Here is a 24,261-nt window from a genome sequence, read left to right on the forward strand (position 1 = left end):
CGATGGAGCGAAGCGGGCGACCGCATGAGGCGCTCAGAACTTCTTGGTGACCTCGAAGCTCAGGCCGCGCCCATAGACGTTGTAGAGCTGGGAGTTGAAGTACGGCGCGGAGGTCCAGTTGCGGTTCGGCGGCATCCTGTTGGCCAGGTTGGTGACCGCCAGCGACAGCGTGGCCTGGAACGGCAGCTGATACTGCACCGAGCCGTTGAACAGCAGCCAGGCATCGTCGTAGCCGGGCGGGCCGTACAGCGCCACCTGCGCCGCGGTCGGGCTCCAGCCCCAGTTGCGCACCGAGAAGTTGGGCGTCTTGCCGTAGCGCACGCCCCACAGGGTGACCGACAACGGCCCCTGCTCCCAGCCGACGGTGGCGTTGAGCATGCGCGGGAAGAAGCTGGCCTGGCCCTTGGGCTCGTCGATCACATCGACGATGGGCGACACCGAATCCAGCTGCGCCCGGTAGTCGACGATGCGACTGGCGTTGAGCTTGAAGTTCCAGCTGCCCAGGCGCTCGGTGGCCAGGCGATAGTTGGCCCCGCCCATCAGCAGCTTCATCTGCTTGTAGGCCACGTTGAAGTACCCGCTCTGCACGCCGGTGATCAGCCCGTCGGCGCCGCGGCTGACCCGGGCCAGCGCGTCGGCGCAGCTGGGCAGGTAGGACGCCTGTCCGTTCTGCCGGCAGGCGGCCTCGTCGAAGAGGATGTTGGCCAGACTCAGCGCGCGCACCTCGTTGTGGATCTCGATGTCCATGAAGTCGGCGTTGAAGGTCAGGTTGCGCAGCGGCGCCCACACCAGGCCGATGCTCTTGGACTTGGAGGTCACCGGCTCCAGCGCCAGGTTGCCGCTGGTGTAGCTGGGCATGATGTAGCGGCACTGGGCACTGCTGCGCGACACGCCCAGCTGATCGCAGCGATAGAAGTCGTAGGTGTTCTGGTTGCCCTTGCTGGCGCCCGAATACAGGAAGGACATGTCCGGCGCGCGGAACGAGGTGCCCAGGCCGCCGCGCAGCAGCAGGCTTTCGAACGGCCGGAACTCCAGGCCCAGGCGCCAGGTCGGGCGATTGCGGTCGTAGCCGGAGTAGCGGTAGTCGTCGTACCGGCCGGCGAGCGTCGCGGTCAGCATCGAGGCCACCGGCAGATCCATCTGCACCGCGCCGCCCCAGCGATCGCGATCGCCGTGGCTGGCCTGCGTGGCACCGCCGAACATCGCACCGGAGCGGGACATGGCGTCGGGGCTGTCGTTCCAGCGCTCGTTGCCGCCTTCCAGCAGGACCGCCAGGCCCGCGTCGCCGCCGGGCAGGCCGAACAGGCGGGTGTTGTAGACCCGCGCGCTGACCTGCTGGGTCATGGTGTCGGCCTTGCGCGTCTGGTCGTAACTGAAACCCAGATACTCCTGCGGCGTCAGCGGCACGAAGACCTGGCGCACATCGCGGTAGCGCTGGGCCAGGTAGGCATTCATCGTCGGCGTCACCGGCTGCAGCTGATGCTGCTTGACCGCGTACGCCGAGCGCGAATAGTGGGCGTCGTAGCGCCAGTCGCCATCGCCGAGATCGCCGCGCAGGCCACCGGTGAAGTCGTACTGATGGGTCCGGTTGCGCCGGGCCGCGTTGCCGAATCCGCCGATCTCCTCCAGCGAGAACTCGCGCGAGATCAGGTAGTTCTTGCCGGAGGCCTGGTCGGTCACGTTCTGCCAGTACCAGGTCAGGCAGCAGTTGCTCTGCGTCTGGCCCAGGGCGTAGTTCAGGTCCGCATAGGCGGTCATGCGCTCGGAGACATCGTGCTGGAGCGAGAGATAGCCGGCCACCGTGCGCCGCGCCGCGTCGTAAGTGGCGACCGAGGCCGCGGTGTTGTCCGAACCGCAGTACCTGGCCGCGCCGTTGGTCTTGTATTCCATCGTGCCGCCGAACAGGTCGGCCATCTGGGCGCAGCCCGGCGCTCCCGGGTCGTAGTAGGAGGTGGCCGAGGTGCGGGCGAAGGCATCGTCCTTGGCCGGTGTGTAGGCGGTGAGCCTGCGCTCGGTGCCCAGCAGCGGCGCGGCATGGTCGTACTGCAGCGCATAGGTCAGCGAGGTGGCGCTGCCCAGCGCGCTTCCGCCGACCAGCTGCAGCCGCTGGCTGGCGCCGCCGCCTTCGGTGTAGACGTTGGACTGGACGCTGACCTCCGTGCCTTGCACATCGCGGCGCAGGAGGATGTTGACCACGCCGGCCACCGCGTCTGCGCCATAGGTCGCCGACTGGCTGCCGGGCAGGATCTCGACGCGGTCGATCATCGCCATCGGGATGTTGCTCAGGTCGGCCAGCATGCCGCCGTCGGTGGTATTGGCCGCCATCGGGAAGTTGGCGAAGGGATGGCCGTTGATCAGGATCTTGGTATAGCTGGCGCCCAGGCCGAACAGGTTGACCGAACGCGTGGCCTGCGTATTGCCCGAGCCTATCGGCGCGCCTTCGCGCAGGCCACCGCCGCCCAGGGTGGAGGCGCGCAGCGCGGTGGCGACGTCCTTGAAGCCCTGCCGGACCATGTCCTGATGGGTAATGGTCACGGTGGGCACGAAGGTCTCCAGCTGGCTGCGCGGCAGCAGCGAGCCGGTGACGCTGACGCCATCCAGCTGTCGCGGCTGGACCTGCTGCGGGGACGGATTGGACGCCTGTGCCCCGTCGGCGTCCGCCGTCTGGGCATGGGCCGCGCTGGCAAGGCAGAGGGACACGGCGATGGCCAGTGCGCTCAGGGTGATCGTGTTCAACGAAGGCTCTCCGGTCGTGAGAAGAAGGGAACCGCTGGGTAAAGCTCGCCCGCCGCTGCGGCACTGGCCGCCTCGCCCGGGATGGGAGCCACGCTCCCGCTTGCCTTGTCGCAGGCGCGCTCCCCGCGCGTCTGCGCGCCCGGCCTTCCCGCCTGGGCGCTTATCGCTGTTGCGTGGTCCGGCTTGTTAGCCCGGCGCGGGGACCACCTGTGCAGGCGGCGCGGAACACCACGCCGGCCTGCCAGCGCCGGAGAAACTCAGCTTGCGTTCGTGCATGGCGATGACCGAGTCGCGGTGGGCGACGCTGATCACCGTGCAGCCCGGCAGCCGCTCGCGCAGTTGCCGGTAGAGCAAGGCCTCGGTGTCCTGGTCCAGGGCCGAGGTGGCCTCGTCCAGGAACAGCGTCTGCGGGCGCTGCATCAGCACGCGCGCGAACGCCAGACGCTGCTGCTCGCCGGGCGAGAGCCGCTTGCTCCAGTGATCGACCTCGTCCAGGCGCTGGGCGTGATGCTCCAGCCTGCAGGCGCGCAAGGCGTCGACGCAGCTTTGGTCGTCGAAATCGGCGCTGTCGCCCGGGTAGCACAGCGCCTCCTTCAACGAGCCGATGGGCACGTACGGCCGCTGCGGAATGAACATGCTGCGCCGTCCGCGCGGCATCTCGATGCGGCCATGCCCGTGCGGCCACAGGCCGGCCAGCGACAGCAGGAACGTGCTCTTGCCGCAGCCGGACGGCCCCACGATCACGCAGTTCGACCCGGCCTTGATGTCCACCGAGACCGGCTCGCCCAGCGCCCGCCCGTCCGGGCACGCCAGCGCCAGCGCGTAGGTGCGCAGCACCTCGTCCTGGCTGTCGGCCACGACGATGTCGTGGCGCGCATCGTGGGTGTCCAGCGCGTGGTCCAGCTCGACCAGGCGCGCCAGCGCGGCGCGCACGTCGGCCAGCTCGGTGTAGTTCTGGATGAACCACAGCAGGCCGATGCGGGTCTGGTTGCAGGTCTGGTGCAGCCGCGTCAGCTGGCCGAGCGAGAGGCCGCCGGCGAAGTACGCGCCGGCGCCGAGCATCCACGGCAGCAGCTGCACGCCCTGGTTGCCGGTATCGGTGGCCAGATTGACGCTGAAGGTATGGCGCACCACCTTGCGCCAGTTCTGGCGGATGCGGCCGAAGGCACCGCCCAGGCGGCGACGCTCGGACGCCTCGCCCGCATAGAGCGCGATGGGCTCGGCGTTCTCGCGCACGCGCACCAGGGCGAAGCGGTAGTCTCCCTCGCGCGCCTGCTGGCGATAGCGGGCGCGCAGCAGCGGCCGCCCCAGCCATTCGACCAGGCCGGTGCTGAGCAGGCAGAAGCCCAGGAACACGAAGACCACCAGCCCGGGAATGGCCACCTGCTGCCCGGCGACGGTGAAGGCGATATCGCGCGAGAGGTTCCACAGCACGCCGGTGAAGACCACCACCACGCCCATCTGGTGCAGGAACTCGAAGCCCTTGGTCACGCCCTTCTCGGTCAGGATCTGCAGGTCCTCGGACAGGCGCTGGTCCGGGTTGTCGATGCTGCCGGCGCGGTCCATCCGGTAATAGGCCTTGCGCTCCAGCCAGCGGTCGGAGAAGTACGCGTTGAGCCAGGTGCGCCAGCGCATGTAGAGCAGCTGCATCAGCCACTCCACCACGGTATGGGCCAGAACCCAGGTGGCCATGACGGCGCCGGTGAGGATCAGCTGCCGCCAGAACACGCTGGCCTGGCGATCGCCCAGCGCATCGAACATCACCCCGTAGATGCGGTTCTGCAGCAGGCCCTGGTAGACCAACACCCCGTGCAGCGCGGGGATGGACAGCAGCAGGAGCCAGGCCATGAGCCGGTCGTCCGAGCGCCAGTAGCCGCTCAGCAGGCGCCAGAGCTGACGCGCCGGGACCTTCGGCAGGGGCCTTTCGTCGTGGTCGGTGTCGTTCATCGAGGCTCCGTGGCAACGGCAGCGGGCAGAGCGCGATGGCCCCAGGTGGCAGCGCGCCGCCACGGGCCGCCTGGACGGCGGCCAGCACAACGGACGTCTGCGAAAGCGTTCCCCTTCTCCTCGGACGGCCCCTCCGCCGGTCCGGTCCCTGTCCTTCATCCGCCGCTGCGGCGTCCCCCCGCTGCAGCGTCGGTGGCCTGCGCGTGCTGGCCGTTGGCCGGGCGCCTGCGGCACGCGTCGAACGCGGGCCGCGGGCGTGCCGTCATTCCGCCAGGCGCAGGCCGGTCATGCCTCAGGCGGCCAGCACGGTGAAGCCGGCGTCGGTGATCACGTGCTTGATGGCATCGACGTCGATGCCGGCCTCGTCGAAATCGACGGCGACCTGCTTGGTCTCCAGCACGATCTGCGTGGCCTGCACGCCGTCGGTGCCTTCCAGCACGCGCTTGAGGCGGCCGGAGCAGCCTCCGCACTTCATGCCGTCTACGGTCAGTTCGATATGCATCTTGGGCTTTCCTTGGGTGTGGGAAGTGGGACTGGGAAGCGGGCCGGCCCGGGCGATCCGATCACTTCGGACGCCAGCGGTTGAGCAGCAGCGAGTTGCTCACCACCGAGATCGAGCTCATCGCCATCGCCGCGCCGGCGATGACCGGATTGAGCAGGCCGAAGGCGGCCAGCGGGATGCCGAGCACGTTGTAGAAGAAGGCGAAGAACAGGTTCTGGCGGATCTTGCGCAGCGTGGCGCTGGACAGGTCGATGGCGGTGGCCACATGGCGCAGGTCGCCCTTGACCAGCACCACGTCGGCCGCCTCGATGGCGATGTCCGAGCCGGCGCCGATGGCCAGGCTCACATCGGCCGCGGCCAGCGCCGGTGCGTCGTTGATGCCGTCGCCGACCATGCCCACGTGCCCGCCCTGCGCCTGCTGCAGGCGCTTGACCTCATCGGCCTTGTGCTGCGGCAGGACTTCGGCGAAGTAGCGCACGATCCCGGCCTGGCGCGCGATCGCCTCGGCGGTGTGGCGGTTGTCGCCGGTCATCATCACCACGTCCACGCCCATGGCCTGCAGCCGGCGCACGGCCTCGCGCGAGGTGTCGCGCAGCTGGTCGGCGATGGCGATGAAGCCGGCGGTCACGCCGTCCACCGCGACGCCGACCACGGTCTTGCCCTGGGCCTGCACGGCCTGGGCGCGGGCTTCCAGCGCGGTGCTGGTGCGGGCCTGCTCGGCCGCCAGCCAGGCCGGCGAGCCCAGGATCGCCTGGCGCCCGTCGATCACGCCGCGCACGCCCTTGCCCGGGATCGTCTCGAAGTCGGTCACGCCCGCGACCTGCACGCCGGCCACCGCGGCGGCCTTCATGATCGCCCTCGCCAGCGGATGCTCCGAGCCGGCCTCCAGGCTGGCCGCCAGGCGCAGCAGGGCATCGCGTTCGGTCTCCGCGCTGGGCAGCAGGTCGGTCACCTGCGGCTTGCCTTCGGTCAGGGTGCCGGTCTTGTCGACCACCAGGGTCTTGAGCGCGCGAGCGCGTTCGAGCACCTCGGCGTTGCGGATCAGGATGCCGGCGCGCGCGCCCATGCCGGTGCCGACCATGATCGCCGTCGGCGTGGCCAGGCCCAGCGAGCACGGACAGGCGATCACCAGCACCGCGACCGCGTGCACCAGCGCGACGGAGAAGCTGCCGGTGACCAGCCAGGTGATGGCCAGGGTCAGCGCGGCGATGGCCACGACGACAGGCACGAAGATGCCGGCGATCCGGTCGACCAGGTGCTGGATCGGCGCCTTGGAGCCCTGCGCCTCGTCGACCATGCGGATGATCTGGGCCAGCATGGTGTCCGCGCCGATGCCGGTGGCGCGCGCGCGCAGCATGCCGTACTGGTTGACCGTGGCGGCGAACAGCCGGCTGCCGGGCTCCTTGTTCACCGGCATCGACTCGCCCGAGAGCATCGCCTCGTCCACGCTGGAGGTGCCGCTGAGCACTTCGCCGTCCACCGGCACGCGCTCGCCCGCGGCGACCACGAACACATCGCCCACCACCAGGCTGCCGGCATCGACCTCGACCAGCTTGCCGTCGCGTTCGACCTTGGCGGTCTTGGGCTTGAGGTTGAGCAGCGCGCGGATCGCCGAGGAGGTCTTGCGCTTGGCGCGCGCCTCCAGCAGGCGTCCGAGCAGGATCAGGGTGATGATCGAGGCGCTGGCCTCGAAATACACATGCTGGCCCGGCAGATCCAGCACCGTCACCACCACGCTGTACAGATAGGCCATGGAGGTGCCCAGCGCCACGAGCACGTCCATGTTGGCCGTGCCGCTGCGCAGCGACTTGAAGGCCGCCTTGTAGAAGCGCGCGCCGATCCAGAACTGCACCGGCGTGGCCAGCACCAGCTGCAGCCAGCGCGGCAGCAGTTCGGTGTGATGGCCGCCCAGCGAGTGGCCCAGGTCGGCGAAGTCGAACATGGTGAACATCTGCGCGAACAGCGGCAGGGTCAGCACCACCGAGGCCACGAACATCCAGACCTGGCGGCGCCAGGCCGCGCGTTCGCCGGCCTCGCGCGCGGCCATCTCGGCCTCGCCGATCTCGCGCACCTCGCTCGCGCCGAAGCCGGCCTTGCCGATGCGCTCGACGATCTGCGCCACGTCGACCACGCCCGGGGTGTATTCCACCCGCGCCTTGGCCGAGGCGAAGTTGACGTTGCCGGCGATCACGCCGGGCGTCTTGGCCAGCACGCTCTCTATGCCGGCCGCGCAGGCGGCGCAGCTCATGCCGGTGATCTCCAGCGCCACGGTCTCCGGCGGCACCGAGAAGCCGGCCTTGTCCAGCGTCTCCACCAGGGCCTGCGGCTGGACCTGGGTGCGGTCGTACTGCAGCTGCACGCGTTCGCTGGCGAAGTTGACCGTCGCCTTGACGCCCGGATGCTTGTTGAGCAGCTTCTCGATCGTGGTCGCGCACGCCGCGCAGGTCATGCCGCGGACCGGGAAGTTCAACGTGGTGGCTGCCGCCTGACTCATGAATCGTGGTTCCTGTCTTTGAGATCCGCGCCGCAGCACGAGGCCGGCGCGGGCGAAGGCGCGGCCGCCGCATCGTTCGCCTCGGGCGGCGCGCCGTGGATGCTGGAGAGGATCGGGCAGCCTTCCGGCTCGCCGCAGCCGGGGCAGGCGTCGATCAGCCGCGCCAGGGCGTCGCGCATCTCGGTGAGCTGAGCGATGCGCACGTTCAACTCCTGCAGGCGCCGGCTGGCGCGCTGCTTGACGCCTTCCACGCCGTTGACGCGGTCGGATTCGAGCGCCAGCAGCTCGCGGATCTCCTCCAGGCTGAAGCCCAGCTCCTTGGCGCGCAGGATGAAGCGCATGCGCTCGACCGACTGCGTGTCGTATTCGCGATAGCCCGAGGCGCGGCGATAGGCGGGCGAGAGCAGCCCTTCGCGCTCGTAGTAGCGGATCGTGTCGATCGCCACCCCGGACTGCTGGGCCAGCACGCCGATCGTGAAGTGGGAACGTGGCGGTGTGGAGTTCATGAGGTGGACCCTAAGAGGTGGACCTAAGTCCAGAGTCAACGTGATTGTTGCATTGCGAGATGGACATTCATTATTTGTTCATTCCACCAACGACGATGCGTCGTGCAGGGCCTTGTGGAGTGGGCTCCAGGGTTCTGTCCTATCTGGGGCCACGCGCGGCGGTCGGCTTGCCCGTGCGGATCTCTTGGTTATCCTGCAGCCATTCCTCGCTGCTTCCGCATCCGCCTTGTCGCTGCCGTCCGCCCTCCTGCGCCTGCTGCTGTGCACGATCCTGCTGCTGAATGGCGCAGGCGATGCCGCAGCGCGCGCCTGGGCGCAGGCGGCGGCGAATGCGCACGGGCCGGCCGCATCGTCGGCATCGCGCGGCCATGAGGCGCACGCGTCGATGCAGCATCGGCCCGGCCACGCGCAGGCCGATTGCCAGATGCACCAGCGCGCCGCGCCGGCGTGCGGGCAGGCGATGGAGGGCGCGCACCAGAAGCATGGTGAGCACTGCTGCGCCTCGTCCGAATGCCACTGCGCCGCGGCCTCGCAGGTCATCGTGCCGGCGCTGCCGACCCTGGTGCACCCGCACGCGCCCGCCAGCCGCACGCTGGCGTTCGACGCGCGCACGCGCGGCGCGCCCGCCGTGCCGCCGCTGATCCGTCCCCCGATCCGTTAGCGCCCGCTCGGCCGCGTTTGTCGCGGCCTGGATCGCAGTCGCAGCCCGGCCCTGGCCTGGCGCGATGCGCCTGCACTTCGTGCCGCATCGGCACGGCTTTCGATCGAGGCGTCTATGCCATCACGCTTTTTCTCCGGGCCCGATCGGGTCCCGGACCCTTCCCGCCGTACCTTCGTCACCGGCCTGGCGCTGGGCGGCGCCACGCTCGGCCTCGGGCTGGCGCGGGTACCCGCCTTCGCCCAGGACCGCCTTGCGGCCGCCAACGAACTGCGCGGCACCGAATTCGACCTGGCCATCGGCGCGAGCCGCGTCAACTTCACCGGCCGCGAGCGGCCGGCGATCACCGTCAACGGCCGCCTGCCCGCCCCGCTGCTGCGCTGGCGCGAAGGCGACACGGTCACCATCCGCGTCAGCAATCGCCTGGCCGCCGGCACGCAGACTTCGGTGCACTGGCATGGCCTGCTGCTGCCGGCCAACATGGATGGCGTGCCGGGCCTGAGCTTCGACGGCATCTATCCTGGCGAGGCCTATCTGTACCGCTTCAAGCTGCGCCAGTCGGGCACCTACTGGTACCACAGCCATTCGCTGCATCAGGAACAGGCCGGGCTATACGGGCCGATCGTCATCGAGCCGGCCACGCCGCCGCCGTACCACTACGACCGCGAGCACGTGGTGCTGCTGTCGGACTGGACCGACCTGGATCCGGCCGCGCTGTTCCGGCGGCTGAAGAAGATGCCGTCCTACGACAACTACTACCAGCGCACGGTGGGCGACTTCGTGCGCGATGCGCGGCGCGACGGGCTCTCGGCCACGCTGGCCGACCGCGGCATGTGGGGCCGGATGCGGATGACGCCCAGCGACCTGTCCGACGTCAACGGCCACACCTACACCTATCTGATGAACGGCACGACGCCGGCGGCCAACTGGAGCGGCGAGTTCCGCCCGGGCGAGAAGGTGCTGCTGCGCTTCATCAACGCCGCCAACATGACCTATTTCGACATCCGCATCCCGGGCCTGAAGATGACCGTGGTCGCCGTGGACGGGCAATACGTCCATCCGGTCAGCGTGGACGAGTTCCGCATGGCCGTGGCCGAGACGGTGGACGTGATCGTCGAGCCGCGCGGCCAGGACGCCTATACGGTCTTCGCCCAGGACATGGGCCGCACCGGCTATGCGCGCGGCACGCTGACCACCCGCATCGGGCTGGAGGCGCCGATTCCCGCGCTCGATCCGCGCCCGCTGCTGAGCATGGGCGACATGAGCCACGACATGGGCGCGATGGGCGGCATGGACCACGGTGCGGCCGGACACGACATGGCCAGCATGCCGGGCATGGACCATGCGGCGATGGGGCACGGCGACATGGCCGGCATGGATCACTCGGCCATGGGCCACGGCGGCATGGCCGGCATGGATCACGGCGCGACGGGCCATGGCGCCGGTGGCATGCCCGCGCATCCGGCCAGCGAGACCGGCAACCCGCTGGTGGACATGCAGTCGATGGCCACCGCGCCCAAGCTGGAGGACCCCGGCATCGGCCTGCGCGACAACGGCCGCAAGGTGCTGACCTATGCCGACCTGCGCAGCGTCTTCGACGATCCCGACGGGCGCGAGCCCGGCCGCGAGATCGAGCTGCACCTGACCGGCAACATGGAGAAGTTCGCCTGGTCGTTCAACGGCATCCCGTTCGCCAGCGCCGAGCCGCTGCGGCTCAACTACGGCGAGCGCGTGCGCATCGTGCTGGTCAACGACACCATGATGCAGCACCCCATCCATCTGCACGGCATGTGGAGCGATGTGGAGGATGCGCAGGGCCGCTTCCAGGTGCGCAAGCACACCGTGGACATGCCGCCGGGCACGCGCCGCAGCTATCGCGTGCGCGCCGACGCGCTGGGCCGCTGGGCCTACCACTGCCACCTGCTCTACCACATGGACGGCGGCATGATGCGCGAAGTGCGGGTGGAGGAATGAGCATGCAGACCTTGCCCCGCACCGCACTGGCCGTCGCCTTGGGCCTGCTCGTTTCGTCGCCGGCGCTGGCCGGCCAGACCGCCGCGGAGACGCCGCAGGCCACCTGCAAGAAGGCCGCGCAAGCGCAAGCCAATGGACAGCCTTCGTCATCGCCATGCCCGCACATGCCGAAGCAGCACGCCTCGTCCATGGGAGGCACTGCGATGGACCACTCCGCGATGGACCACTCCTCGATGGACCATTCCACGATGGATCACTCCTCGATGGATCACTCCTCGATGGATCACTCGGCGATGAATCACGGCGGATCGCAGGAACCGCGCGAACCCATTCCCGTCCTGACCGACGCAGACCGCGCGGCCGCCTTCCCGCAGCTCTCGCACGCCTCCATGGCGCATGGCCCGACGCTCAACTGGCTGGTGCAGCTGGATCGCCTGGAGGCATGGAACGCCAGCGATGCGCACGGCCAGGCCTGGGAGGCCAGCAGCTGGATCGGCGGCGACGTGAATCGCCTGTGGCTGCGCAGCGAAGGCGAGCGCAGCGCGGGGCGCACCGAATCGGCCGACCTGGAAGTGCTCTACGGCCGCAGCATCACGTCCTGGTGGGATCTGGTCGCCGGCGTGCGCCAGGACTTCCGCCCGCGGGACGGGCGCACCTGGGCCGCACTCGGCGTGCAGGGCCTGGCGCCGTACAAGTTCGAGGTCGCCGCCACGGCGTACCTGGGCAGCTCGGGCCAGCTCGGCGCTCGCCTGGAAGCCGAGTACGAACTGCTGCTCACCAACCGCCTGATCCTGCAGCCGCGCGTCGAGGCCGACCTGTCGGCCAAGGACGATCCGCGCACCGGCCAGGGCAGCGGGCTCAACAGTGTCGAGGCCGGGCTGCGCCTGCGCTACGAGGTCACCCGCCGCTTCGCGCCCTACATCGGCGTGAACCACACCCGCTACTTCGGCGGCAGCGCCGACGCGGCCGACCACCCGCGCGAGACCGCGCTGGTGGCCGGTGTGCGCGTGTGGTTCTGAGGTTCCCTTTCTTCTCCCACCCCAAGAGGCTCTCCATGAAACATCCGTTCTTCGCTGTCTCCCTCGTATGCGCCGGCCTGCTCTCCGGCGCCGCCTGGGCCGGTCCGCAGGCGCACCCGCACCGCGACCATGCCGCGGCCGCGCCGGCCCAGGGCGACTTCGCCGCGCTGGACAGGAACCACGACGGCTTCATCGACAAGGCCGAGCTGCCCAAGGACCATCCGCTGGCGCCGCATTTCGGCATGATCGACATGGACCGCGACGGCAAGCTCAGCCCGGCCGAGTACGACGCCGGCCTGAAGATGCTGCGCTGACCTCAGCGCAGTTCAAGGCAAGCCCGGCGCGTCGGAACGCATGAGCGACGCGCCGGGCCCGCCATCACGCGCACACGAATCCTCGCCGCGCGGCTACAGCTCGATCCGCTCCAGCGAGATGATCCCGCGCTGCAGGGCGATGGTGACCGCATGCGTGCGATCACGCGCGCCGAGCTTGGCCATCAGGCTCTTCATGTGCGCCTTGACGGTCTGTTCGGAGATCGACAGGCGCTGGCCGATGGCCTTGTTGGTCAGCCCGCTGGCGGCGGCGGACAGGACCACGGTCTCGCGCTGGGACAGCCCGTCGTCGGCCACGTGGCAGGCGATGCCCTCGGCGATGTGCATCGGCATGCGCGGGCGCTGGCCGGCGAAGACCGCGCGGATGGTGTCCAGCAGGTCGTGGCGCAGCATGTCCTTGAGCAGATAGCCGGCCGCGCCGGCCTGCAGCGCGCGCACCGCACGCGCATCGCCGCTGTAGGTGGTCAGCACCAGGATGCGCGCACGCGGATCGTGCCGGCGCAGCCGCTCGATGGCTTCCACGCCGTCCATGCCGGGCATCTGCAGATCCATTAGCACCACATCGGGCGCCAGCTGCGCGTAACGCTCCAGGGCCTGGTGGCCGTCGCCGGCCTCGCCCAGCAGGCGCATGTCCGGCTGCGCCTCGAGCATGGCGCGCAGGCCGTCGCGCAACAGCGGGTGATCGTCCACCACCAGCACGCCGATCTGCGATTGCATCACGCGTCCTCCTGCGAAGCCCGGCGCAGGCGCTGCCACCAGCGCGTCCGCGCCACAGCGTAGGCGCGCGCGGCCGGAACCGAAAGGGCGATCTCCGTGCCCATCCGCGGCGCCGACCACACCTGCAGCGTGCCGCCGATGCGGGAGGCGCGCTCGCGCATGCCGCGCAGGCCGAAGTGCGCGCTTCTGGCCTGCGCGTCGGCCGGCATGCCCAGGCCGTCGTCGCGCACGCGCAGGTGCAGCGCCTCGCGGCCGTAGCCGATCTCCACTTCGATGGCCTTGGCCTCGGCGTGGCGCAGCGCGTTGGTCAGCGCCTCGCGCCCGATCAGGAACGCCTCCTCGGCCACACAGGTCGGCAGCGCGCGCGGCTGGCCTTCGATCAGCAGGCGCAGGCTGGGCGCCGGACCGTCGGCCAGGCGCTTGCCGACCGCCGCCAGGCGCGCGCCCAGTTCGATGCGGGTGTCCTCGCCGCGCAGGCCGACCACTCGCTCGCGCCCCTCGCGCAGGGTGGATTCGGCCAGCTCCAGGGCGTGCTCGACCTCGTGCCGCACCGGCTCGGTCGGCGGCAGCCGCTGGTTGGCCGCATGCAGCCGCAGCACCAGGCCCTGCATGCCCTGCAGCAAGGTGTCGTGCAGGTCGCGGGCGATACGTTCGCGCTCGCCGTGGCGTTTCCTCCAGGCGCGCGCGCCAGCGCGCGGCCAGCGCACGGCTGCGCAGGACGATGACCGCGGCGATCGCCAGCGCCAGCAGCACCAGCATCGCCACGCGGAACAGCCCGGTCTGCGTCCACGCGGGGCGGATGGCGAAGCCGGCCTGGACCGGCACGCTCCACACACCGTCCTCGTTGGCGGCCATGACCTCGAAGCGATAGCGCCCCGGCTGCAGGTTGGCGTAGCGCACCTGCGCCAGCTCGCCCATCTCGCGCCAGTGCGCATCCACGCCCTCCAGGCGGACCCGGTAGCGGACCCGGTCCGGGCGCGCGAGGCTGGCGGCGGAATAGTCCAGCTCCAGCTCGCGCGTGCGCTTGGGCAGGACGAGCCCGTCGATCAGCGGCTGCCGGCCCTGGCCCGACACCACCTCGCCCAGGCGGACCTGCGGCGCGACGCGGTTGCGCGCGATGGCGTTCACGTCCAGCCAGGCCAGGCCCTGATTGCTCGCCATCCACAGCAGCCCGTCCTGGCCCAGCGCCAGCGTGGGCACCGCGTTGGCCTGCAGCGCGACACCGGGCAAACCGTCGATGGCGTCGAAGGCGCGGGCCCGGTCCAGCGGCAGGCCGGTGGCGGCACTGCGCCGAAGGTCGTCGGGCGAGACACGCACCAGCCCCCGGATGCCGTAGAGCCACAGGTCGCCTTCGCCCTGGCGCACGATGCCGCTGATGCCGAGGAGCAGGTCCTCGCGCAGTCCGCGCACGCGGGCATAGCCGCCCGTCGCGTCGGCCAGCGCCAGGCCTTCCTCGCCCGCGACCAGGGTCAGCGCCTGGTCGCGGTACAGCCCGGTGATCGGCCCCACGCCGGCCTGCGACACCGTCGCCGCGCCCTGCGCATCGTCCGCCAACACGGCGACACCGCCGTCCGGGTAGCCGACCAGCAGCGCGCCGCGCGCATCCACCTGCAGCGTCGAGCAGCGCCGGTCGGGCAGGCGCGTCTCGCGTACCCAGCCGCTGCCGGCGTTGCGCAGCACGCCGCCCGCGGTCGCGCACACCCACACGGCCTGCGCGGACTGGATCAGGGCCGAGACCTCGCCCGGCCCTGCGTCGGACGGCGCCGCGGCCACCGTGGCCGGATGCGGCGAACGCACGATCCGACCGCCTTGCCAGCGCCAGACCGCTGCGGCGTCCTGCGCCGGCATCGGGCGCTGCCCCTGGCCCAGCGCCGCCAGGCGGGCGCGGTCCAGCGGCCAGACGGTACCGGTCTCGCCATAGGCGCGCACCTGCTGCCCCGGCAGCGTCATCAGCGTGTCCGGCGCATCGCGCCCCGGCCAGGCGAGGCGATGGATCAGGTGTCGGCGGAATCGCGACAGGCCCAGATTGGTGCCGACCCAGACATCGCCCTCCAGGTCTTCCAGCACCGGCGAGGCATAGGTGGAAGGCAGGCCCTGGCCGACATCGAAGCGTTCGATACGCGGCAGGGCGCCGGTGCGCTCCCAGCGCAGCCGCACGATCCCGCCGCCGCCCAGCACGCTGCCCCACAGGCTGCCATCGCGCTGGAAGGCGAAGCGCTGCAGGCGCAGCTGCGGCAGGGCGCGCCGCTGCCGCGCATCTTCCGGCAGCAGCCCGGCGCGGTCGGCCACCGGCCACAGGCCGCGCCTGCGATCGGCCACCCACACCGTGCCGTCCGGCGCCTGCGCCAGGGTCGCGTAGCGAGTCAGCGGCACGCCGGCATCCAGGAAGCGCTGCCCCGCGCGCGGCAGATACAGCAGGCGATCGGCCGTGGCCACCCACAGCACGCCGCCCGCGTCGCACAGCACCCAGTACGCCTCGCCCGCGGCGAAGCCCTGCCCGGCCTGCGGCGCGCGCCAGCGCTGACCGTCGAACCAGCGCAGGCTGTCGCCGTTGGCCACCCACCAGCGCCCCTGCCCGTCGCGCGCCATCGAGAACGCGATCCCCGGCGGCAGGCCCTGCTCGGGGCCGTAGCGCTGCAGCGTCTGGCCGTGCAGATGGAAGACGCCGGCATCGTAGGTGCCCGCCCAGACGCCACCGGCGCCGTCGTCCTTGAGCACGGTGAGGTTGTTGGACGGGAAAGCCTGCCCCGGCGGCGGCGCGGTGCGCATGAAGCGCTGCCCATCGAAGCGGTAGAGCCCGCTGCCCGTGCCCAGCCACAGGGCGCGATCGCGGCCCTGGAACATGTCCCAGATATCGGCCGGGGCGCCGCGTTCGAGCGTCCAGCTGCTGTGGTCGAACCCGGCCAGCGCCGCGTCCGGGGGCGCGTCTTCGGCATGCGCGACGCACGGCCACAGCCAGGCCAGGACCAGCCACGCCGAGCACGCGCGGATGATCCAGCTCCCTCGGTGTCCCTGCACGCCAGCGCCCCTCATGGATCGATTGTGTCAGGACAGGGGGCCGCGCTGACGCCTCTTTCGGGGGATGCGCAGCGCGCCGGGACCATGCGCCCATCGCGGGCGGAGGTGGCCATGCAGCGACTGTTCTCGATGTTTCCCGACCGGGGGCCCGGCGTGGGCCTGGTGCTACTGCGCGTGGCGCTGGCGGTGGCGCTGTGGCAGTCGCGCACGGCGGGCAGCCCGGCGTGGACCGGTGTGGCACTGGCGGGCGGCCTGCTGCTGATCTGCGGCTGGCTCACGCCGCTGGCGCTGCTGCTCGCCTGCGTGCACGCGCTGGCGCACCTGGCCGTCGATCAGGCGCCGACCCTGCTGCTCATCGCCGGCCTGGCCTTGCTGGGCCCCGGCGCCTACTCGCTGGACGCACGGCGCTTCGGCCGCCGCGTCGTCCGCCACGACGCCGCGTCCCCCGAAAGAGGGAGCGACGGCCGCCACCAATGAGGGTAGGCGGCCCTGTGTCTCTGGCGACACGATGGCCTTCGCCCCACCGCGCCTGACCGGGCGGCATTCCCGCCGAAGGAGCCCTTCGCATGTCGCACGACCCGCACGATCCCCTGACGTTCACGCGTCGCCAGACCCTCCAGGCCGGTGCCGCCCTGATCGCCACCGCCGTCCTGCCGGCCGTGGCCCTGCCACGACCGGCCCCCTCGACCGCACAAGGAAATCCGCCCATGACCAGCAGCTACGTCCAGACCAAAGACGGCGTCCAGATCTTCTACAAGGACTGGGGCCCGAAGAACGCCCAGCCCATCGTGTTCCACCACGGCTGGCCGCTGTCCTCGGACGACTGGGACGCGCAGATGATGTTCTTCGTCCAGCACGGCTACCGCGTGGTCGCCCATGACCGACGCGGTCACGGCCGTTCGGCCCAGGTCAGCGAAGGCCACGACATGGACCACTACGCCGCCGACGCCTCGGCCGTGGCCGAGCACCTGGACCTGCGCAACGCCGTGCATATCGGCCACTCCACCGGCGGCGGCGAGGTGGCGCGCTACGTGGCCAAGTTCGGCCAGCCGCAGGGCCGGGTGGCCAAGGCCGTGCTGGTGAGCGCGGTGCCGCCGCTGATGCTCAAGACCCCGACCAGTCCGGAAGGCCTGCCGCTGGAGGTGTTCGACGGCTTCCGCAACAGCACCGCCGGCAACCGCGCCCAGTTCTTCCTCGATGTGGCCGCGGGCCCGTTCTACGGCTTCAACCGGCCCGATGCGAAGGTTTATCCGGGCGTGGTCCAGAACTGGTGGCGCCAGGGGATGATGGGCAGCGCCAAGGCCCACGTCGATGGCGTCAAGGCCTTCTCCGAGACCGACCAGACCGAAGACCTCAAGGCCATCACCGTGCCGACCCTGGTCCTGCACGGCGACGACGACCAGGTGGTGCCGATCCAGGCCTCGGCGCTGAAGTCGATCAAGCTGCTCAAGAACGGCACGCTCAAGGTCTACAAGGGCTACCCGCACGGCATGCTGACCACGCACGCCGACGTCATCAACCCGGACCTGCTCGCCTTCATCAAGAGCTGAGCCGCCGCACGCCGCGGCGGCGCAGAAGCGAAGGCGGGCGTGAAACTAAGGGAGTGGGTCCGGAAGCCGGACAGAGTCGAGGTGGGAGCCGGCATGCCGGCGATGAGGCTTTCCCGATAAAGCCCCTCGCCGCCATGGCGGCTCCCGTCTGTAGAGCGGAGCTTGCTCCGCTGGGGCCTTCCCCGCGAACCGAACGAAGAGCAGCGGAGTCCCCAAAAGGGGATTGCCACAAGCTCCGCTCTACAGCCAGGCCACTGCGAGATTGGAGGAAACAGTTGATCCCACGCTCTTTCCCACACCCGCACAAGCGCGCGACGCGACACGTCGCTTCATCAGGAGAAATCGTCGATGGCACAGGCTCCCAATCCCACCGTCGTCCTGGTGCACGGCGCCTGGGCCGACGCCTCCAGCTGGCGCGCCGTCATCGCGCGGCTGCTGCGCGCGCAGCTGAACGTGGTGGCCGTGCAGAACCCCACCACATCGCTGGCCGACGACGTCGCGGCCACCCGCCGCACGCTCCAGGCCATCGACGGCCCGGTTGTCCTGGTCGGGCACAGCTGGGGCGGCACGGTCATCACCGAGGCCGGCAAAGACCCCAAGGTGCGCGCGCTGGTCTACGTAGCGGCCTTCGCGCCCGATACCGGCGAATCGACCGGCGATCAGGTGGGCCAGCACCCGCCGCCGCCCGGCCTCGGCGGGGTCGTGCCGTTCGGCGACGGGTTCCTCAAGATGGGCGAGGCCAGCTGGATCGCCAACGTCGCCCAGGACCTGCCCGAGGAGGAGGCGCGCACGCTCGCCGTCGTGCAGACGCCGCTGGCGCTGACCACCTTCAACGACAGGATCGGCCATCCAGCCTGGCGCGACCGGTCGAACTGGTACGTCGTGTCCAGTCAGGACCGGGCGGTCAGCGTCGATCTGCAGCGCGCCTTGGCCACGCGTCTACAGGCCCGCACCACCGAGCTGCCAGCCAGCCACATGTCGCTGCTGTCTATGCCGGACGCGGTGGCCGAAGTCATCGCGCAGGCGGTGGCTGCCGTTTCCAGTCAGGACGCCTAGGCGCTCTGGCTGAAATCACCGGTCTGCCGGAGCAGGCCGGTGAGATAGGCGAGCACGCGTCGCTTTCAGCCCTTCTGAATGAACTCCAGCAGGTCGGCGTTGACCTGATCGGCATGCGTGGTCGGCACGCCGTGCGGGGCGCCCTTGTAGGTCTTCAGCGTGCCGTTGCGCACCAGCTTGGCCGACAACACGCCCGAATCGGCGTACGGCACCACCTGGTCATCGTCGCCGTGGATCACAAGCACCGGCACGGTGATGGCCTTGAGATCCTCGGTGAAATCGGTCTGCGAAAACGCGACCACGCCGTCGTAATGCGCCTTGGCGCCACCCATCATGCCCTGGCGCCACCAGTTGTGGATCACCGCGTCCACGGGCTTGGCGCCCGGCCGGTTGTAGCCATAGAAAGGGCCGGCCGGCACGTCGTGATAGAACTGCGGGCGGTTGGTGGCGACCTGCTTCTGGAAGTCGTCGAAGACCTCCTTGGGCGTACCGCCCGGATTGCTCGCGGTCTTGACCATCAGCGGCGGCACCGCGCTGATCAGCACCGCATGGGCGACCTTGTCCTCGCCGTGGCGCGCGATGTAACGCACCACCTCGCCACCGCCCGTGGAATGGCCCACGTGCGTCGCCTTGCTGATGCCCAGATGCTCGACCACCGCCGCGACATCGTCGGCGTAATGGTCCATGTCGTGTCCGTCCCAGACCTGCGCCGAGCGCCCGTGGCCGCGCCGGTCGTGGGCGACCACGCGGAAGCCCTTGGCGAGGAAGAACATCATCTGCGCGTCCCAGTCGTCCGAGGACAGCGGCCAGCCGTGGTGGAAGAAGATGACCTGCCCGTCGCGCGGGCCCCAGTCCTTGTAGAAGATCTCCACGCCGTCTTTGGTCGTGACTGTCGGCATACGCTTGACTCCTCGCTGATGGTGGATGTGATGGGACCGGCGGCTATCGCGGATGCGCCCGGCGGGGCGCGTCGCGGGAGGGCAAGCCACTGTCCGGTGGATCGTTCGTCGGCATGCACTGCCTCGGGATCCGCCACTGCATGAGGACCCTGCATCGACTGGCCCATTAGATACAACCGCCGTGTTCGGATGGCGTCGCCGCTTCGTCAAGAACAGGTGGAGGCTCTTGCACTAAAGGCATCGCAGCTCCGCGCCGGAACGCATCGTTGGCGGCCGGCCGGGCTGTTGTTCAAAGACGCGGCAATCACCGCCGACGGTGGGCGCGATGCTCGCCTGCCTCACCTTGCGCTGCACGCACCCCTGCGCGCCGCTTCCAGCGATGGGCGAGCGACGAGATGGCCCTGCCGTGTCTCAGACGCGATCGGAATTCCGCCGGCCAGCCGCTAAACCGATCGCCGCGGAAGCGATCAGTTCGCTTCCGCAGCGGCCTCGGCTTCGGCCTCGATGCGCTGGCGCAGGCGGCCGGCGCGGACCAGGATCGCGGGCGGCCGCGTTTCCTCGGGGATGCTGAGCAGCTTGAGCCGGCGCAGCGCCTGTCCCGGTCCCCGCGCCGAGGTCAGCGCCACGATCGGGATCGACAGCACCAGGCCGGCGATCACCGGCGACATCCACAGCGCCAGCGAAGGCGAGACGAAGTACGCCGCCGCGCCCATCAGCACGCCGAACACCGACAGCCCGCCGTAGCGACGCACCAGCAGGCCCCACGGCATCGAGCCGTCGTCGCGGCGCTGCGCGTCCCAGCCCGAGTCCTTGCCGGCCAGCACCTCGGCCACGCCGCGCGACTGCACGTACATCACGATCGGCGCCATCAGCGCGGCCAGCACGCTCTCGATCACGATGCTCACGATCATGCGGAACCAGCCGCCGCAGCCGCGCCGCACCTTGCGGTCGGCCAGCACCGCCAGGTATCCCATCACCTTGGGCGCGAACAGCGCGAACATCGTCGCCTCGAACACGTACAGGATCCGGTCCGGGTCGAGCGAGCGCCAGTAGCTCACCGGCGAAAAATGCGCCAGGTCCGACAGGCTCAGCAGCGTGCCAGCCTGCTCCAGCGGGATGGCGATGCCGATCAGCATCATCATCGCCCACATCGGCGCGGTCAGGTAATGGCCGATGCCGATCATGAAGTGGGTGCGGCTGATCCAGTGCAGCCCGCGCGTGGGCAGGATGCCCACGTGCTGCAGGTTGCCCTGGCACCAGCGCCGGTCGCGCACCAGCAGGTCGGTCAGCGAGGGCGGGCCCTCCTCGAAGCTGCCGCCCAGCGCCGGCGTCATGTGGCAGGCCCAGCCGCCGCGACGGATCAGCGCCGCCTCGACGAAGTCGTGGCTGAGCACATGGCCCTTGAACGGGCGCACGCCGCCGAGCTTGGGCAGGCCGGCATGGTCGGCGAAGGCCTGGGTGCGGATGACCGCGTTGTGGCCCCAGTAGTTGCTCTCGGTGCCATGCCACCAGGCCACGCCGTGCGCGATCACCGGGCCGTAGACGCGCCCGGCGAACTGCTGCATGCGCGCGAACAGCGTGCTGCCGTTGACGATCAGCGGCAGCGACTGGATCAGCCCCACGTCCGGGTGGGTCTCCATGCCCCAGGCCAGGCGCACGATGGTGTCGCCGGTCATCAGGCTGTCGGCGTCCAGGATCAGCATCTGCGGATAGGCCGCGCCGAAGCGCCGCACCCACTCGGCGATGTTGCCGGCCTTGCGCTCGGCGTTGTCGGCGCGGTGGCGGTAGTAGAGATTGGGCGCGCCGCCCAGGCGCTCGCGCAGGCGATGGAACTCCTCCACCTCGTCCATGCGGATCGGCCCGCGCGTGGTGTCGGAGAGGATGAAGAAATCGAAGCGGTCGATATGCCCGGTCTCGCGCACCGACTCGTAGATCGCCTGCAGGCCGGCCATCAGCCGCTGCGGCTCCTCGTTGTAGGTGGGCATCAGCAGCGCGGTGCGCACGGTCGGCGTGGGCAACGGATCTTCCGGGCGCAGCCCCAGCCGGCGGCGGCGGCGCGTGACGATCAGCAGGAAGCCGGCCAGCGCGCTGCAGAACGACAGCGACACCCAGGCGAACAGCAACGCGAACAGGGTCAGGAACAGCCCCTCGAGCAGGTTGACGCCATCGGTCGCCATCACCCGGAACATCTGGTACAGGCCGGCCAGGGTGATCGCCAGGGTCCCGCCGAAGATGTAGAGCCGGCGCAGCGCCATGTTCGGCGGCGCCGAGGGCATGGGCGGGCTGCGCAGCTTGCCGGTGCGCAGCGACTGCTGCGGCATCTGAAGCGGCGCCGGCGGCGGCAGCAGTTCGTAGGCGAAGGCCTGCTCGTCGATGACGTGCTCGGGATAGGGCACGCGGATGGGTTCGGCGATCTTCATTCGGTACGACGCGCGGGGCCTGGCTGCGGGAGAGGAATCACGCGCGCGATCGCCACGCTGGCGTGCAGGCGCAGCGGAAGGAACACGACAGGGTCGGACGCGGGGACATGCGCAGAAGAATACAGGCGCTGGCGCGCTTGGCGAATCCGATCCGCCGGCGAAGGCGACTCGGGCCTCGGCGCGGACGGGGGGCGTTGCGGGAAGACCGCGATGGAGACACCGCAGTCGGCGGCGTTGGCACGCACGCAGACTCCTTGTTGGGGGGACAAGAACGCCGATGCTAGACGATGGAACGTTAGGGTTTTGCCGGACGGCGCGCGTGCCGCCGCCGCAGAACGCGACAGGCCCGCCGATGGCGGGCCTGTCGTGGATCGCGTCGCGGGGCCTGGACGGTCCCGCGCCTGGCCTGGATCAGTCGATGTCCAGGAAGCTGCGCAGCGTCTCCGAGCGCGAGGGATGGCGTAGCTTGCGCAGCGCCTTGGCCTCGATCTGGCGGATGCGCTCGCGGGTGACGTCGAACTGCTTGCCGACCTCTTCCAGGGTGTGGTCGGTGTTCATGTCGATGCCGAAGCGCATGCGCAGCACCTTGGCCTCGCGCGGGGTCAGCCCGGCCAGCACGTCGCGCACGGTTTCCATCAGGTTGATGTTGGTGGTGTTCTCGATCGGGGACTCCACGTTGGTGTCCTCAATGAAGTCGCCCAGGTGCGAGTCCTCATCGTCGCCGATCGGGGTCTCCATGGAGATCGGCTCCTTGGCGATCTTCATGACCTTGCGGATCTTGTCCTCGGGCATGTCCATCTCCTTGGCCAGCTCCTCCGGCGTGGCCTCGCGGCCGTACTGCTGGAGCATCTGGCGCGAGATGCGGTTGAGCTTGTTGATCGTCTCGATCATGTGCACCGGGATGCGGATAGTGCGCGCCTGGTCGGCGATCGAGCGGGTGATCGCCTGGCGGATCCACCAGGTGGCGTAGGTCGAGAACTTGTAGCCGCGACGGTATTCGAACTTGTCCACCGCCTTCATCAGGCCGATGTTGCCCTCCTGGATCAGGTCCAGGAACTGCAGGCCGCGGTTGGTGTACTTCTTGGCGATGGAGATCACCAGGCGCAGGTTGGCCTCGACCATTTCCTTCTTGGCCTTGCGCGCCTTGGCCTCGCCGTAGGCCATCTGCCGGCTGATGTCCTTCAGGTCGGCCAGGGTCAGGTACATCGCCTGCTCCACCTCGATGGTGGCCTGCTGCTGGGCGATGATCTGGTCCTTGACCTCACGCAGGCCCGAGGACCACTTCTGCTTGCGCTTGAGCGCCTCGTCGACCCACTCCAGGTTGGTCTGGTTGCCTTCCCAGGAGCGGATGAAGTCCTTGCGCGGCATCTTGGCGGTGACCGTGGACAGGTGCAGCACGCGGCGCTCCTGGTCCTTGATCTGCTGCAGGACGTCGCGCACGTGCTTGACCAGGTTGTCGGTCAGGGCCAGCGGCAGCTTCAGGGTGACGAACACCTCGGCCATCTCGGCGCGCAGCTTGGCGCCGGTCTTGCTGTCGGCGCCGCTCTTGGCGTAGCCCTTCTTGAACTTGGCCATGGCGGCGGCCATCACTTCCATGCGGCGCGCCACTTCCTCCGGGTCCGGACCGGTCGGGCCGGCTTCCTCTTCGGCGCCGCCCTCTTCGTCCTCATCCTCGTCGTCGGTGTCGGCATCGGCATCGGCGTCGCTGACGTCGGTCGCCTCGACCGCGGGGGCCTCCGGCTCTTCGACGATGTCGTTGAAGCCCACGACCACCTCGGCCAGGCGCTTCTTGCCGGCCTTGTGCAGCTCGTAGTCCTCCAGGACCATGTCCACGATCGACGGCAGCAGGCCCAGCGAGGCCTGCACCTGGCCCAGGCCTTCCTCGATGCGCTTGGCGATGGCGATCTCGCCCTCGCGGGTCAGCAGCTCGACCGTGCCCATCTCGCGCATGTACATGCGCACCGGGTCGGTGGTGCGGCCACCCTCGGTGTCCAGCGAGGTCAGCGCGGCGGCGGCTTCCTCGGCGGCGGTCTCGTCGACCTCGCGGTTGCCGCTGGCCTCGCCGGCCAGCAGCAGGGTCTCGGCATCCGGCGCCACTTCATGGACCTGGATGCCCATGCCGTTGATCATGCCGATGATGTCTTCGATCTGCTCCGGATCGACCATGTCGTCAGGCAGGTGATCGTTGACCTCGGCATAGGTCAGGTAGCCTTGTTCAAGGCCCTTGCTGATCAGCAGCTTGATGTCGGATGCCTGGGCAGGACGTTCGTTGGCCATGAGTGCTTGCGCCGCCTAAAAGAAAGGTCTGGAGAACCACGTATTATACCGCGCCTGGCTGCAAATAGTTCACCAGTCAGGTCACCGCGCCGCCGCGCGCCCCTATCCCGGGGCCGCGAGATTTGACGCTTTCGCGTCTTTAAACATTTGCAGCAG

Annotated in this window: 15 protein-coding genes and 2 pseudogenes; 7 read left to right on the forward strand and 10 right to left on the reverse strand. The window is 69.8% G+C overall.

Features of this window, described 5'->3' with window-relative positions; all coding sequences use genetic code 11:
* Positions 1-33: 33 nt before the first annotated feature.
* From QE438_RS10490 to QE438_RS10510, 5 genes and pseudogenes are all read right to left on the reverse strand, one after another.
* On the reverse strand, positions 34-2,736 hold the full coding sequence (locus tag QE438_RS10490) for a TonB-dependent receptor (protein ID WP_306995820.1): 2,703 nt from the start codon (positions 2,734-2,736) through the stop codon (positions 34-36).
* A 186-nt stretch (positions 2,737-2,922) separates the two neighbouring features.
* Positions 2,923-4,683 carry an ABC transporter ATP-binding protein/permease gene (locus tag QE438_RS10495; protein WP_306995818.1) on the reverse strand — a complete coding sequence of 587 codons (1,761 nt, stop codon included), beginning with the start codon at positions 4,681-4,683 and terminating at the stop codon, positions 2,923-2,925.
* A 292-nt stretch (positions 4,684-4,975) separates the two neighbouring features.
* On the reverse strand, positions 4,976-5,185 hold the full coding sequence (locus QE438_RS10500) for a heavy-metal-associated domain-containing protein (RefSeq protein WP_234852709.1): 210 nt from the start codon (positions 5,183-5,185) through the stop codon (positions 4,976-4,978).
* 61 nt (positions 5,186-5,246) lie between these two features.
* Positions 5,247-7,679 (reverse strand): heavy metal translocating P-type ATPase, encoded by a 2,433-nt coding sequence (locus tag QE438_RS10505; protein WP_306995816.1) that lies wholly within the window; start codon positions 7,677-7,679, stop codon positions 5,247-5,249.
* Positions 7,680-7,786: 107 nt separating this feature from the next.
* Positions 7,787-8,185 (reverse strand): annotated as a pseudogene (locus tag QE438_RS10510) (heavy metal-responsive transcriptional regulator); the annotation flags it as partial.
* 226 nt (positions 8,186-8,411) lie between these two features.
* Here QE438_RS10510 and QE438_RS10515 point away from each other — a divergent pair.
* From QE438_RS10515 to QE438_RS10530, 4 genes are all read left to right on the forward strand, one after another.
* Positions 8,412-8,846, forward strand: coding sequence for a CopL family metal-binding regulatory protein (locus QE438_RS10515; protein ID WP_130528317.1), 435 nt, complete (start codon positions 8,412-8,414; stop codon positions 8,844-8,846).
* A gap of 114 nt (positions 8,847-8,960) precedes the next feature.
* Positions 8,961-10,817 (forward strand): copper resistance system multicopper oxidase, encoded by a 1,857-nt coding sequence (locus QE438_RS10520; protein ID WP_306995813.1) that lies wholly within the window; start codon positions 8,961-8,963, stop codon positions 10,815-10,817.
* A 164-nt stretch (positions 10,818-10,981) separates the two neighbouring features.
* Positions 10,982-11,836, forward strand: coding sequence for a copper resistance protein B (locus QE438_RS10525; protein ID WP_306996358.1), 855 nt, complete (start codon positions 10,982-10,984; stop codon positions 11,834-11,836).
* A 35-nt stretch (positions 11,837-11,871) separates the two neighbouring features.
* Positions 11,872-12,150 (forward strand): hypothetical protein, encoded by a 279-nt coding sequence (locus QE438_RS10530; RefSeq protein ID WP_306995811.1) that lies wholly within the window; start codon positions 11,872-11,874, stop codon positions 12,148-12,150.
* A 93-nt stretch (positions 12,151-12,243) separates the two neighbouring features.
* On the opposite strand, the gene QE438_RS10535 is transcribed toward QE438_RS10530, so the two are convergent.
* A complete protein-coding gene (locus tag QE438_RS10535) occupies positions 12,244-12,885 on the reverse strand; it encodes a response regulator transcription factor (protein WP_286575357.1) in 642 nt (213 codons plus the stop codon).
* A gap of 834 nt (positions 12,886-13,719) precedes the next feature.
* Positions 13,720-15,918: pseudogene (locus QE438_RS10540) on the reverse strand (triple tyrosine motif-containing protein); the annotation flags it as partial.
* Positions 15,919-16,014: 96 nt separating this feature from the next.
* Here QE438_RS10540 and QE438_RS10545 point away from each other — a divergent pair.
* The 3 genes from QE438_RS10545 to QE438_RS10555 all read left to right on the forward strand — a co-directional run bounded on the left by QE438_RS10545 (position 16,015) and on the right by QE438_RS10555 (position 18,509).
* Positions 16,015-16,380, forward strand: a complete 366-nt coding sequence (locus QE438_RS10545; RefSeq protein WP_306995807.1) for a hypothetical protein — start codon at positions 16,015-16,017, stop codon at positions 16,378-16,380.
* A 230-nt stretch (positions 16,381-16,610) separates the two neighbouring features.
* Entirely contained in the window at positions 16,611-17,453 is an 843-nt protein-coding gene (locus tag QE438_RS10550; protein ID WP_306996356.1) for an alpha/beta hydrolase, read from the forward strand.
* 348 nt (positions 17,454-17,801) lie between these two features.
* Entirely contained in the window at positions 17,802-18,509 is a 708-nt protein-coding gene (locus QE438_RS10555; protein ID WP_306995805.1) for an alpha/beta hydrolase, read from the forward strand.
* Positions 18,510-18,574: 65 nt separating this feature from the next.
* On the opposite strand, the gene QE438_RS10560 is transcribed toward QE438_RS10555, so the two are convergent.
* From QE438_RS10560 to rpoD, 3 genes are all read right to left on the reverse strand, one after another.
* Positions 18,575-19,408 (reverse strand): alpha/beta hydrolase, encoded by an 834-nt coding sequence (locus tag QE438_RS10560; protein ID WP_306995803.1) that lies wholly within the window; start codon positions 19,406-19,408, stop codon positions 18,575-18,577.
* A gap of 467 nt (positions 19,409-19,875) precedes the next feature.
* Complete coding sequence (gene mdoH / locus QE438_RS10565; protein ID WP_306995801.1) at positions 19,876-21,828, reverse strand: glucans biosynthesis glucosyltransferase MdoH; 1,953 nt, start codon at positions 21,826-21,828, stop codon at positions 19,876-19,878.
* 411 nt (positions 21,829-22,239) lie between these two features.
* The gene (rpoD, locus tag QE438_RS10570; RefSeq protein ID WP_130516859.1) at positions 22,240-24,105 is read right to left on the reverse strand and encodes an RNA polymerase sigma factor RpoD; all 1,866 of its coding nucleotides are present in this window, start codon (positions 24,103-24,105) and stop codon (positions 22,240-22,242) included.
* Positions 24,106-24,261 lie beyond the last annotated feature (156 nt).

The organism is Pseudoxanthomonas sp. SORGH_AS_0997 (assembly GCF_031453535.1).
In the GTDB taxonomy this organism is placed as follows: Bacteria; Pseudomonadota; Gammaproteobacteria; order Xanthomonadales; family Xanthomonadaceae; genus Pseudoxanthomonas_A; species Pseudoxanthomonas_A winnipegensis.